Raw genomic sequence first — 11943 nt, 5'->3', positions numbered from 1 at the left:
CTCGTGGGAGCGGACGGCGGGCGCCGTCGGCGTGGGCCCAGACGAGGCCCTGGAGGCGGCGGCCCGGGAGATCGTCGCCGGGACGGTCGGGGCGATCGCCGCGGCCACGGCGGCTCCTTCACCGTGCAGAAGGTGACCGACGGCGTCGTCGAGGTGGCGCTGGCGGGCGCCTGCCGGGACTGCCCGGCCGCCGTGATCACCATGCACGCGCGCTTTGAGCACCTGCTGCGGCGCCGCTGCCCGTGGCTAGTGGAAGTGTGCGAGGCGCCGAGGTCCGCGAGCTAGCGGGTAAACCCCGCTCTTGCCCTCTACTACGAACTTTTGCACCCTGGTGTGCGGGAATTCGCCGTACACCAGGGTGCAAAAGCTCGCAATGGACGGGGAAAGCGTGTGCGAGGCACCCGCTTACTCGCCGCCCTGCCTGCGGGGCGTGCGGGCCGCGGCCACCAGCAGGCCGACGGCTACCAGCACGGACGCCGCGATGGGCATGGCCCACCACCAGCCGAAGTCACCGGTCACCAGGGGATTGTTCATTATCAGCGCCGGTTGCGCCCCGAAGCGGCCGAGCAGGGCCGCCACGGCCGTGCACGCCACCACGCTCAGGCTCAGTGGCGCCGCCAGGGCGCACTGTCCGCGCCTACCGACGCCTTAGTCCCGCGCCTGCAGGCGCACGGACCGCAGCCGCCCCAGGAAGGTTATGGCCGCCAGCCCCTGGCCGATCACCGCCACTAGGCTCGCCGCAATCGGCAGGGCGAGAGCCTGCCGCATGAGCTGGCGCCGCTCCGGGGAGTCCGATTCGATGACGAAGGCGTATCCCGCCCGGGTGATGACGTCGCTGCGGAAGGCGTCGCGCTGGTCCTCGGGCAGGGAACCGAATTCCGGCAGGTATATCGTGCGCACGTTCGAGGGCTCGAGCCCCAGTGCCTCCACCTGTGGATCGTCGGCAGCGAGCACCACCTCAGGCAGGTTATCGGCATCCAGCAGCTTCGACGGCGACAGCCCCGTCACCTCGGCGGTCTCCTCCACCTGGTCCGTGGCCGGAGTGAAGAAGACGCGCGTTGCCCTGTCCTCGGCACCGCCGCCCAGCAACTCGGCTGCCGCAGTGCCGGCCAGCGCAGAGGCGGGCCCGTCCTCGGGTGCAAGCGCAATAGTCCCCAGGTTGGTGAAGCACATGGCGTCGGTACAGTCCGACTCTCCCGCCGGGGCCACGCGTGGCAAATGCTGGTCCTCGCGCAAGTCGGTGAATATGAGGGCCGGCTCCATGGCCTGCGGTAGGTGTCCGTAAGCACGGCGACGTCCTGCGAGGTCAGTCCTTCCACCGTCAGCGTCTGGTCCTCCTGCTCATCGGTCCCGTTCGTGAGACCAAAGTGGAGGCTCGCACTGTAGAAGGCCGCGAAGCCGGTGAACATCATCGTAGCCATGAGCACGGGCAGCGCCACCGTGAGGCAGTGGCGCACGGCCGTGCCAGCGGTAGGCATGCGCCGCAGCCACGGCAGGCTGAGCAGCAGCACCGGGGCTGCCAGCGCCCCCACGATCACGCCCAGGATGTGGCCGGTCAGCACGCGGTGGGGCTCGGCGACGCGCAGGTACACGAGCACCACCGCCGCAATCACACCTACTGCGCCCAGCGCCACCCCGTAAGCGGGGCGCAGGTGCCAGGCCGCACCCCTGGTGTCGGCCGACCAGCGGCGCAGCCGGTCCGGCAGTGCCCCCAGCACGACGGCGAGCAGCAGCCAGACCACAATCAGGCCTCCGCTCTGCCACAGTGCCGGACGGTATCCGTCCCAGTACTGTCCCAGCGCGGAACCGATGACCCCGTGCCCGAGGCCGAGGGTCACCTGGGCGGTGATGATCCCGAGGACGCTGCCCACAAGTAGCGTCAGCGGCATACCCGCGCCGGCCAGCACCGTTGCACGCCGTGGCGTCGCTCCCGCGGCCCGCAGCGCCTCGGCGACGCGACCGGCGTGGGGCCGGTCCGCGGCCAGGGCGGCGCCGCAGGCGGCGCCGGCGCTCAGCAGCAGTAGCGCCAGCAGCACCGGGAACCCGGCCAGTTGCCGGGAGTTGACTTCCTGCACGGTTGCGCGGGCCGCCGAGTCGGCCTGCGCTACCAATACCGCACCGCTGTCGCACTGCTGGCCCATACCGACCTGCTCGCACGGGTCGGCGTCACTGAGCCAGGAGGAGATCGCCGCGCCGGCGTCGTTACCCAGGATCGCACCGGTCACCACCGTAGCCGTGGGCTCGTCCGGAGCGGCGGGATTGCGGGTAATGCCCGTAACCGTGTACTCGGCTGCGCCTTCGGGAAGATCCTCCGAGGTCAATTCCAGGCGGTCGCCCACGCTCAGACCCGTGCGCCGGGCGACCTCTGCGGAGATGGAGGCCTCGCCGTCGGCGCGCGGATACGCGCCCTGCGCAAGCATGCCGGTGCGGGAGGGGCCGCTCAGCAGGGACACCTGCGCATCGGAGGCGGCCTGCATCCCGCTCAGGGCCGCGCTGGCGCGCAGCACGGCCACCGCCTGGCCGTCGTCCACCAGCGCACGCATGCGCTCGGACAGCTCGTCGCTATCGCCGCTGACCTGGTAGCGGTAGCCGCCGAATTCGGCGCGCGTCCCGTCCTCCACTGCGGCCAGAAAGGTGGCCCTGCCGCTCAGCAGCAGAGCACCGAACAGCGCCAGGACGCCGGAAAGCAGCAGCGCCACGGTGAACAGTCCCGGACGCGCACGCACCGAGCGGGTGATCACCCGCAACTGCAGGCGGCTCACCGCTGGGCCCCGCCCGCCATGGCGCCCGCTGTGGACGGCTCGGCCACGAGATCGTGGTCGTGGATGCCCAGCACCACGTCGGCGTACTCGGCTACCACCGGGTCGTGCGTGGCCACCAGCACCAACAGGCCGTCGTCGTGGGCCAGTTCGGCGAAGCGCCGGGCGATCTCCCGGGTGGCCTGCTCGTCGACCGCACCGGTCGGCTCGTCGGCGAGCAGGACCTGCGGGGCGGTGGCCAGTGCGCGGGCGATGGCCACTCGCTGCTGTTCACCGCCCGAGAGGCTGCTCACCGGGGCGTCGGCCTGCCCGGCGAGCCCGAGCTTGTTCAGCAGCGCGGCGGCGTCGGAGACGGTGCCGACGCCGCCGCCCGCGGAGGCGAACTCCTGGCCAGCTTCACGTTCTCAACCGCGGTCAGAAACGGAACCAGCCGGTAGTCCTGGTAGACCTGGGACACGCGCCGGGCACCGCCGGTGCTAGTGAGCTCGATCGTGCCGGTATCCGGCTCAAGGTCGCCGGTGATCAGGCGGAAGAGGGTGGTCTTGCCCGAACCCGAGGGTCCCATCACCGCATGCAACTGCCCGGCCGTGAGCCGACAGGTGACGCCCCGGTAGATGACGCGCTCGCGTGTGCCGCCGTAGGCGAAGTCCACGCGATCAAATACGAGTTCCAGGCGCATGCATACTCCCGTCGTCGGGCCGGCTTCCCGTCCTTGGGCCACCCCCTTCGCACGATAGTGTCCCCCTCCCTCTGCTACGAACATTTGCACCCTGGTGTGTGGGTATTCGTCGTACACCAGGGTGCAAAAGCTCGCAATGGACGGGGAATGCGTGTGCAAGGCGCCCCGATTACCGCACCTGCCGCACGCTCACCGGCCCCGGGCCGCGTTCAGGCAGGTCGCCCCGGACGCGCGGGCGCGCTCAATAGTGCCTTCACGTCCTCGGGGTAGGGGAAGGAGCCGGGCTGGTAGGCGCACAGGGGCTCCTCGGCGTGCAGGTCCCCGGTGGTGTTGAAGGCCCGCGCCCGCGAGCCGCCGCACACGCGGTTGTATTCGCACTCCCCACACTTGCCCTTGAGCAGAGAGGTGTCCCGCACCCCGGTGAAGACCTCGCTGTTGCGGTAGATCTCCGTCAACGAGGCCTCACGCACATTGCCGGCGCTCTTCTCCAGGAAGCCGGAGGGCGTGACGTCGCCGATGTGGGAGATGAACATGAAGCCGTTGCCGCTGGAGACGGTGATCGGGGGCCGACGCCGCCGCTCGCCGTGGTCCAGCCCCAGCTCCACGATCCGCTGGCGCAGGCTGCGGTACAGCGGCCCCAGGTGCATGGCGGCGATCATGTCCTCGCCCTCGATGCCCCGCTGCGCCAGGGCGTAGCGCTGCAGGGAGACACGGCGGAAGTGGTGCCCCTCGGTGGTCTTGGCGGGCACCGCCTCACCCATGTCGTAGAAGATGTTGAGCACGTCCTCGATCTCGGCGGCGTCCAGGCTGCCCAGGTCCACTCCGCGACCCGTGGGCACCAGCAGGAACCCGGACCAGGTCATCGCCCCGTACTCGCGCACGAGCGCGGCAATATCCGGCAGCTCATGGACGTTGTGGCGGGCGACGACGGAGTTGATCTGCACCTTCATGCCCAGTTCGCGGGCCGCCTGCCAGCCGGCGACGGTCCTCTCAAAGGTGCGCTCCACGCCGCGGAAGGCGTCGTGGGTGGCGGCGGTGGCGCCGTCGAGCGACAGGGAGATGACCCCGGCGCCTGCGTCCTGGATGCGGGCCAGGGAGTCCTTGTTCAGCTTGTCCGTGCCGGAGGGGGACACCGCCATGTGCAGCCCCAGGCTCGTGCCGTAGGCGATCAACTCGGCCAGGTCGGGACGCTCGAAGCAGTCCCCGCCGGTGATGATGAAAATGACCGCCGGCTTGCCGAAGGAGGCGGCCTCATCCATCAGCGCCTTGGCCTCGGCGGTGGTCAGCTCGCGGGGGTCGCGCAGGGGCCGGGAGACGGCCCGGCAGTGGCGGCAGGCCAACTGGCAGGCGCGCGTGGACTCCCAGGTAACCAGCATGGGACGCTGCGCCGGGTCGTGGCGCTGCATGCGCACCGGCCGGGCGGTGCGAGGGCGCGTGGCGGTACTCATGCGCGGGGCTGCCGTTCGGCCCACTCGTGGGGGCTTACCCGGCAGCCGGTGTAGAAGGGGGTGTCCACACGCACATGCAGGCGGGCCTCCGTGTGGCGCTGGTGGTGGATGACGCCCTCCAGGCGGTCCAGTGAGTCGGCCTCGAAGCCGAGCACCCACTCGTAGTCGCTCATGCCGAAGGCGGCGAGCGTCGAGCCCTTGACGTCGGGGTACTTGGAAAAACCATTGCGGCCGTGGGCGGCCATGATCCGCGAGCGCTCCTCGGGTGCCAGCAGATACCAGTCGTAGCTGCGCACAAAGGGGTAGACCATGCACCAGTCGCGCGGCGCCACGCCGCCGAAGCAGGCGGGGATGTGCTTGCGGTTGAACTCGGCGGGCGTGTGCAGGCCCATGCAGGACCACACCGGCTCCAGGTAGCGGCCCAGGGCACTGGCGCGCAGGCGGTGGTTGGCGTCCTGCAGCTTCTCCGGGTCGTCGTCGAGCCACCAGACCATCAGGTCGGCGTCGGAGCGGAAGCCGGACACGTCGTACCAGCCGCGCGTGGTCACCTCGGAGACGTCCACGAAGTGGGTGGACTCCCCCACCAGGCGGCGGCGCGTGTCCTCCAGCGGCGGCAGCGGCGCGGTGAGCCGGTAGACGGCGAACAGGGCGTAGTGGTTGGCGTTGTTTACGGCGTCGAAGTCGACCTCGGCGGCGTCGCGCGGGTCGCGGTGGGGGCGGCGCTCCTCGTCGTCGAAGCGGTGCAGGCGGGGGGCGCCCTGGCCGGAGTCGACGTCGGGGTGGGAGTTCTCGTGGTCACTCATGGGGTTCTCCTTCGGTCGGGATGATTGGCGGTGGCGGTCTGGGTAGCCCACCCGGCGCGTGAGCGGGCGCCGGGTGGCGGGCCGGCAGCAGGTGGGCGGGCAGACGGTGTGGAAGGGGCCGGTGCCGGTGGTGGACTCCGGACGCACGTCCTCGCCCCGGGCGACGGCGGCCCGCTCGGCGAGCACGTCCGCCAGGGAGGCGACGAAGGCGGGGTGGGTGCCGGCCGTGGCGGCGCGCACATAGGGCAGGCCAAGGCGCTGCGCGGTCTCGCGGGCCTCGGTGTCCAGGTCGAAGACGACCTCCATGTGGTCGGCGACGAAGCCGAAGGGGGCGACGACGACGCCCGCCGGCACGTCCACGGCCCGTCCATCGGTCAGGTGTCCGGCGGCCAGGGCCTGAAGGTGGTCGTTGATGTCCGGTTCCAGCCAGCGGGCCTGGGGTGGGCCGGAGCGGGAGCAGTAGACCAGGTCCGCCTGTGGGCGCCGGCCCACGCGGGCGGCGACGGCGTCCAGCAGCACCTCGGCCAGGCGCTCGTGCTGGGCGACGTAGGAGATCTCGGTGGACAGGTCCGCGGCGACGCCGGGTTCCGGGAGGAAAGGGTGGGGGAGCCCCCCTCGGCTACCATCCGCGCCGCTCGTTCCTCGCGCCGCTCCCGCCAGCCCCGCCACGCCTTCGGGGGCCTCCCCCACCCTTCCGGTTACGGTCGGCGACCCAAATCCAACCGAGTCAGCACGTTCCTCGGCCGTGGGCGCGGACAGGCGCTCCATGGAGGTGGGGATCGAGTGGGTGACCAGCACCAGTCGGATGCCGTCAGTGCTCACGCCGTCGGACACCAGCTGGTTGAAGGCGGCGACGATGGCGTCGGTGTTGGCGGCCAGCATGCCCGGGGTGTTGTAGAAGGGGCGGGTCTTGTCCACCACCAGCTCCACCGGCGCGCCCCCGGCCCCGCCGACGCGGGCGGCGGCGTCCGCCTCCCGGCCCCGCCCAGTGCAACCGTCCTCACCGGCAGCCAGCAGCGCCAGCGCGCCGGCGACGTCCTCCCGGTACTGGCGGCAACCGGAGTAGGAGGCGTAGGCGGCGGTGGTGATGGCCAGGACGCGGCGGGCGCCGGCGTCGGCGAGCTCGCGCAGGGCCTCGGAGACGAAGGGGTGCCAGTTGCGGTTGCCGATCACCACGGGCACCCGGCTCCCGCGCGCGGCCAGCTCGGTGCGCAGGGCCGCCAGCAGTTCGGCGTTGCGGGCGTTGATCGGGGAGACGCCGCCCCAGCGGGAGTAGTGGCCGGAGACCTCGCGCAGTCGGGAGTCGGGCACGCCCCGGCCCGCGGTGGCATTGCGCATGAAGGGCAGTACGTCGTCGGGCCCCTCGGGGCCGCCGTAGGACAGCAGCAGCACGGCGTCGTAGGGGGCCAGCGGATCGGCGGCGGGGCTCATCGGGCTTCTCCGGGGGTCGCGGTGGGCAGGGCGGTCGCGGCATCGCGCAGGTCGGCGACGATTTCCGCGCCCAGCAGCAGGTCTAGGGCATCGAGGTAGTCCTGGCCGCGGCCGGCCTCGGCGGCGGCGCGGGCGGCAACGGTGGGATGGTGCAGCATGCGGGCGGCCAGGTGGTGCAGGGCGCGGGCGGCGTCACCGGCGTCCACCCGCCCACCGGCCACGTGCAGACGGGCGATCTCCTCCTCGACCAGCCCGGCGACGTGACTGCGCAGGGAGCACACGACCGGGTCCATGCGCCGTCCGGACAGCATGCGCTCGAACAGGGCGGTCTCCTCATCCACGATGGCGCGGGCGGCCTGCACCTGGCGGGCCTCGGCCGCGGGCACGGCCCGCTGCACGCTGGGCAGGTCGATCAGCTTCACGCCGGGCAGGGAGCCGACCGCCACCTCCACGTCACGGGTGAGCGCCAAGTCGAGCACCACCAAGGGGCGTCGGCGCCCGGTGACGGCGGGAGCCACCAGCTGCCGGGTGAGGACGGGCGCGCCCAGGCCCCGGCAGGTGATGACCAGATCCGCCGCCTCCAGGGCGGCGGGAAGCTCGGCGTCGTCGACGGCCCGCAGGCCCCGGCCCACGGCGAAGGCCTGCGCCCGGTCGGAGCGGGAATAGACCGCGATGTCGCTGATGCCGCGGCGGCGTAGCGCGGTGACGGTGGCGCCCGCATAGGCGCCGGTGCCCACGATCAACACGCGCATATGCGGCAGCGGCAGGTGGCGGGCGGCCAGTTCGATGCCGACGGCGACGACGGAGCGACCGGTGCCGGCCAGGCCGGTCTCGTGCGCGACGCGGCGGGAGGTCGTGGAGGCATGCTCGACGGCGCGGGTGAGGTCCGTCGACAGGGTGTCCTCCTCGGCGGCGACCCGCATGGCGCGGCGCAACTGCCCGGCGATCTCACGCTCACCCACCACCATGGACTCCAGTCCGGCCGCGGTGGCGAACAGCTGGGAGACGGCATCCATGCCACGCCAGGCGGTCAGGTCGACGGCGTCGCCGCTCAGGTCCGCACGCCGGGCCAGACAGTCCGTCACCCGCCGGCGCAGATCCTCCGCGGCGACGGCTGCGGGCGCGTCGAGCAGGAGGGCGAGCCGGTTGCAGGTGCCCAGGACGATGACGCCGCGCAGGTCGGGGACGGCGCCCATCAGGTCGGGGCCGAGGTGCGCGGCGGTCGCACCCAGGCGGGCGACCGCGTCGAGGCCCTGGGTGCGGTGGTCGGCGGAGAGGAGGTGGATCGTCACAGCGGAGGAAGTTAAGCATTGGATGCCGGTCGGGGCACAATTATCACCGGCGCAGCCGCCCGCTATTCCGACGGGTCGTCAGAAAACCCTTTCCGGCGACCCGACTGACACCGGGAAAACCGCGCCGTTCCAGCCGAAGATATTGATTGCGGAATGTCCGACCGAGCGGCCGAGCCGTTTTGTAAGGGATTGCTTAGCAACACTACGTCATGTCATTTCCGCGAGGACGAGGATCATTTCGTGACAATTTCCGTGCGGAATTCCGGTGGGGCGTGCGGTCCCGGCGGGCCGGGCACCTCCGCCCAGGGCACCACCGCCGAGCAACCGAGCCGCTCCCCCGAGCGGACCCTGCCCGGGCAGCCGATCGGCAGCGATGAGCCCGGCCCGGCCCTGCTGGAGGCCCTGGCCGGACGCCGGCCGGAGCGCACGCCCGTGTGGTTCATGCGCCAGGCAGGACGCTCGCTGCCGGAGTATCGGGCGCTGCGCGCGCGGGCGGGGGCGCCCATGCTGGACGTGTGCCTGCAGCCCGAGCTGGCGGCGCTGGCGACCCTCCAGCCGGTGCGGCGCCACGGGGTGGACGCCGCCGTCCTCTTCTCCGACATCATGGTGCCGCTGCGGCTGGCAGGCGTGGAGGTGCGCATCGAGCCGGGTATCGGGCCGGTGCTGGACGGCCCCGTGCGCGATGCGCCCAGGTGCGCCGGCTGGTGGCGCGCCAGTACGGGGAGGCGGAGCAGGCCGGAAGGGGCGCCGATGGCGCCGTGCTCGACGGTGCCGCCGGTGTGGCGGCCGTTGCTGCGGCGGTCCGCGGAGTCGTCACCGAGCTGGGCACCCCGGAGCGACCGGCCAACTCCGCGCCGAACGCGCTCCTCTCCCCCAGGGCCCGGGCGGGCCTGGCCGAATCGCACGGCGGGGCCGGTTGGACGCCCCTGCTCGGCTTCGGCGGGGCACCGTTCACCCTGGTGGCCTATCTAGCCGAGGGCCGCCCGTCGCGCGACCACCTGGCCGCCCGCACGCTTATGCACGCCGACCCGGCCGCCTGGGACGCAGTGATGACCTGGGCGGCCCACCTGACCGGCGCATTCATGGCCACGCAGGTGCGCGCGGGCGCGGCCGCCGTGCAGTTGTTCGACTCCTGGGCCGGCGTGCTGCCCGCCGCCGACTACCGCGAAAAGGTCGCCCCCTACTCGGCGCTCGCCCTGGACGTGGCCCGCGAGGCGGTCTCCCCCACCACCGGGCGGACGGCGCCCGCGATCCACTTCGCCACCCGCGCCGGTCACCTGCTGCCCGAGCTGCACCGCACCGGGGCCGACGCCGTCGGCGTGGACCAGTGCACCGATCTGGCCCGGGCCGGCACGCAGGTCGGGGACCGCCCGGTGCAGGGCAACCTGGACCCGGCGCTGTTGGGTGCGCCCTGGGAGGTGCTGGCGCGGGGCGTGGACGCCTGCCTGGAGGCGGGCCGGACCGCGCCCGCCCATGTGTTCAACCTCGGACACGGGGTGCCGCCGTCGACCGACCCGGATGTGCTCACTCGGGTCGTGGCGTGCGTGCACGGCTCGCAGGATTGGGAACGCACCGCACTGGTGGGATGGATGGTGAGTCATGAGCGAGCAGCTGACGGAGCGCCGTGACGCGCTGGTGGTCGGCGGCGGCATCGGTGGGCTGGCGGCCGCCTGGGAACTGACGCGCGCCGGGCTGCGGCCGCTGCTGGTCGAGGCCCGCGGCTACACCGGCGGGCTCGTGGCCGGCGGCAGCATCGGCGGGGTGCGCATGGACCTGGGGGCGGAGGGCTTCGTCGTCCGCGGTGACGCGATTACGCAGATGGTCGACGCGCTCGGGCTGGAGGTGGTCGGGCCCGCGGGCGGTGGGGCACGTCTGTTCCTGCCGCCACTGGACGACGCCGACGCGGCCGACCCGGCGGACCCGGCCCGCGGCTGGCGACTGCACCGCTTCCTGCGCGACGCCTACCTGGCATTCCTGCCGACCCGCTCGCCGACGACGTCGTGGCCGTGATCGGAGCCGAGGGGGCCGCCCGCGCCGCCCGGGACGCCGAGCTCGACGGGACGGTGGGCACGTCCCCGCAGGACCCGGCGGACCTCGCCGCCTTCGTACGCACCCGCATGGGCGAGGCCGTGTTGGAGCGACTGGTGCGCCCAATCGTCGCCGGCATTCATACCGCCGACCCGGCCGATCTGGCCACCGACACGGTCGCCCCGGGGCTGCGGGAGGCGACCGTCCGTCTGGGCTCCTTGCAGGCGGCGGTCGGGGAGCTGCTGGAGCGGCGTCGGGCCCGGCGGCGGGGTGGTGGCGCCGCGGACGTGACCGTCGAGGGCGGACTGTTCCGCCTGACCGACGCCCTGCGGGAGGCGATCGAGGCGGCTGGCGGGCAGGTGGTCACCCGCACCGGCGCGCAGTGGCTGCGGCCGGCTGCCGACGCCACGGGCGACTGGGAGGTGGGGATTGCACCGACCACGCACGGGGAGACGCCGTCGGCCGAGCCGGTGGCGGCCGGGCCGGAGCGGGTGGTGCGCACGCCGCGGGTGGTGCTGGCCTGCTCGGCGGGCGCGGCACTGCGGCTGCTGGCGGGTGCGCCGGGAGTGGACACGCGGTTGGAAGTACCGGTCGGCTCCCCGATCGCCCGTTTCACCCTGGTGGCGCGTGCCCCGGAGCTGGCCGCGCGCCGGTGGGTTCCGGGCTGCTGGTGGCCCCAAGCGCGCCCGGGCGGCGCCGGTGCGGGCGAAGGCGCTGTCGCACCTGTCGGTGAAGTGGCCGTGGATCGGGGAGCAACTGCACCAGCTGCACGCCGACGATGCGGGCGCGCCGGAGGGAACGGTGCACGCGCTACGGCTGTCCTACGGGCGGCCGGGCGAGCCACGGCCGCAGGTGGAGCTGGCCGACGCGCTCGCCGACGTCAAGGTCTTCACCGGTGTGCGTATCCGCAGCGAGGACGTCATCGACTCGCTGTTGGTGCGCTGGGATGGGACACTGCCGCCGGTCACGCCCGCCTACCGCGAGCGCACCCGGCGCCTGCTGGCGCAGGTCGAGCCGCTGGCGGGCCTGGCGGTCACCGGGGCGTGGGTGGCAGGGACGGGCATCGCCGCCGTTATCGCCCACGCCCGCGAGCAGGCGGCCGAGTTGGCGGGCAGTACCACCGGCGTCGAAGAGGAGGGGCGCGCATGAGCACCGCAACGACCATTGGGGCGGGCCCGGCGTCGGCGCGGACAGTGCGCCTGGGCACCCGCGGCTCGGCGCTGGCGGTGGCCCAGTCCACCCAGGTGGCACGGGCGCTGGCCGCCGCCTCCCGGCGGATCGGGGCCGACCTGGAGGTGGAGCTGGTCCGGATCCGCACCCGCGGCGACGTCGACGCCACCCCGCTGACCCGGCTCGGCGGGGTGGGGGTGTTCGCGGCCGCCTGCGGCGAGCGCGTGCTGGCGCCCTGGAGGTGGAGCTGGTCCGGATCCGCACCCGCGGCGACGTCGACGCCACCCCGCTGACCCGGCTCGGCGGGGTGGGGGTGTTCGCGGCCGCCTGCGG

At 73.0% G+C, this 11943-nt stretch carries 12 protein-coding genes and 2 pseudogenes; 5 read left to right on the top strand and 9 right to left on the bottom strand.

Translation table 11 applies throughout. The features are described from left to right. Positions 1–285 (top strand): annotated as a pseudogene (locus BW737_RS03595) (NifU family protein); the annotation flags it as partial. 120 nt (positions 286–405) lie between these two features. Here BW737_RS03595 and BW737_RS03590 read toward each other — a convergent pair. The 8 genes from BW737_RS03590 to BW737_RS03555 form a co-directional block, all read right to left on the bottom strand. Then, positions 406–594 carry a hypothetical protein gene (locus BW737_RS03590; RefSeq protein WP_180272043.1) on the bottom strand — a complete coding sequence of 63 codons (189 nt, stop codon included), beginning with the start codon at positions 592–594 and terminating at the stop codon, positions 406–408. Positions 595–648: 54 nt separating this feature from the next. Further along, on the bottom strand, positions 649–1026 hold the full coding sequence (locus tag BW737_RS03585) for a hypothetical protein (RefSeq protein ID WP_086615986.1): 378 nt from the start codon (positions 1024–1026) through the stop codon (positions 649–651). Next, a complete protein-coding gene (locus tag BW737_RS03580; RefSeq protein WP_086615987.1) occupies positions 1005–2762 on the bottom strand; it encodes a hypothetical protein in 1758 nt (585 codons plus the stop codon). Before BW737_RS03580 ends, BW737_RS03585 begins: the two co-directional genes overlap by 22 nt. Continuing rightward, positions 2759–3052 carry an ATP-binding cassette domain-containing protein gene (locus tag BW737_RS03575; RefSeq protein ID WP_257210430.1) on the bottom strand — a complete coding sequence of 98 codons (294 nt, stop codon included), beginning with the start codon at positions 3050–3052 and terminating at the stop codon, positions 2759–2761. The genes BW737_RS03580 and BW737_RS03575 overlap by 4 nt, the downstream gene beginning before the upstream one ends. 35 nt (positions 3053–3087) lie before the next feature. Continuing rightward, a complete protein-coding gene (locus BW737_RS03570) occupies positions 3088–3438 on the bottom strand; it encodes an ATP-binding cassette domain-containing protein (protein ID WP_180272042.1) in 351 nt (116 codons plus the stop codon). Positions 3439–3647: 209 nt separating this feature from the next. Beyond that, positions 3648–4886 carry a TIGR04053 family radical SAM/SPASM domain-containing protein gene (locus BW737_RS03565; RefSeq protein WP_257210429.1) on the bottom strand — a complete coding sequence of 413 codons (1239 nt, stop codon included), beginning with the start codon at positions 4884–4886 and terminating at the stop codon, positions 3648–3650. Then, entirely contained in the window at positions 4883–7120 is a 2238-nt protein-coding gene (hemQ, locus tag BW737_RS03560; RefSeq protein ID WP_086615990.1) for a hydrogen peroxide-dependent heme synthase, read from the bottom strand. The genes BW737_RS03565 and hemQ overlap by 4 nt, the downstream gene beginning before the upstream one ends. Next, on the bottom strand, positions 7117–8412 hold the full coding sequence (locus BW737_RS03555; protein WP_086615991.1) for a glutamyl-tRNA reductase: 1296 nt from the start codon (positions 8410–8412) through the stop codon (positions 7117–7119). The genes hemQ and BW737_RS03555 overlap by 4 nt, the downstream gene beginning before the upstream one ends. A gap of 153 nt (positions 8413–8565) precedes the next feature. Between BW737_RS03555 and BW737_RS16650 the strand changes: the two are divergent. Together BW737_RS16650 and BW737_RS19365 are read left to right on the top strand one after the other, a co-directional pair. Then, a pseudogene (locus BW737_RS16650) lies at positions 8566–10040 on the top strand (uroporphyrinogen decarboxylase). Continuing rightward, positions 10012–10422: an NAD(P)-binding protein gene (locus tag BW737_RS19365; RefSeq protein ID WP_338063850.1), complete on the top strand. Its 411-nt coding sequence runs from the start codon at positions 10012–10014 to the stop codon at positions 10420–10422. The pseudogene BW737_RS16650 and the gene BW737_RS19365 overlap by 29 nt, the downstream one beginning before the upstream one ends. Before the next feature lie 157 nt (positions 10423–10579). Here the strand turns inward: BW737_RS19365 and BW737_RS19360 are convergent, their stop codons facing one another. Further along, positions 10580–11014: a hypothetical protein gene (locus tag BW737_RS19360; protein WP_338063849.1), complete on the bottom strand. Its 435-nt coding sequence runs from the start codon at positions 11012–11014 to the stop codon at positions 10580–10582. 53 nt (positions 11015–11067) lie between these two features. On the opposite strand from BW737_RS19360, the gene BW737_RS19355 reads away from it, so the two are divergent. Further along, complete coding sequence (locus BW737_RS19355; protein ID WP_338063848.1) at positions 11068–11589, top strand: protoporphyrinogen oxidase; 522 nt, start codon at positions 11068–11070, stop codon at positions 11587–11589. After that, on the top strand, positions 11586–11903 hold the full coding sequence (locus BW737_RS03535) for a hypothetical protein (RefSeq protein ID WP_086615993.1): 318 nt from the start codon (positions 11586–11588) through the stop codon (positions 11901–11903). The genes BW737_RS19355 and BW737_RS03535 overlap by 4 nt, the downstream gene beginning before the upstream one ends. The last annotated feature ends 40 nt before the right edge of the window (positions 11904–11943 follow it).

This window comes from Actinomyces ruminis (assembly GCF_002154335.2).
Lineage (GTDB): Bacteria > Actinomycetota > Actinomycetes > Actinomycetales > Actinomycetaceae > Actinomyces > Actinomyces ruminis.
The sequence above is the reverse complement of the archived record's forward strand: the minus strand, read 5'-3'. Positions and strand labels throughout refer to the sequence as shown.

Bases quoted from the DNA above. Each gene is read 5' to 3' on its own strand.
- BW737_RS03535 (WP_086615993.1), top strand. From the start codon at position 11,586: ATGAGCACCGCAACGACCATTGGGGCGGGCCCGGCGTCGGCGCGGACA.
- BW737_RS19365 (WP_338063850.1), top strand. From the start codon at position 10,012: ATGAGCGAGCAGCTGACGGAGCGCCGTGACGCGCTGGTGGTCGGCGGC.
- BW737_RS03570 (WP_180272042.1), bottom strand. From the start codon at position 3,438: ATGCGCCTGGAACTCGTATTTGATCGCGTGGACTTCGCCTACGGCGGC.
- BW737_RS03565 (WP_257210429.1), bottom strand. From the start codon at position 4,886: ATGAGTACCGCCACGCGCCCTCGCACCGCCCGGCCGGTGCGCATGCAG.
- hemQ (WP_086615990.1), bottom strand. From the start codon at position 7,120: ATGAGCCCCGCCGCCGATCCGCTGGCCCCCTACGACGCCGTGCTGCTG.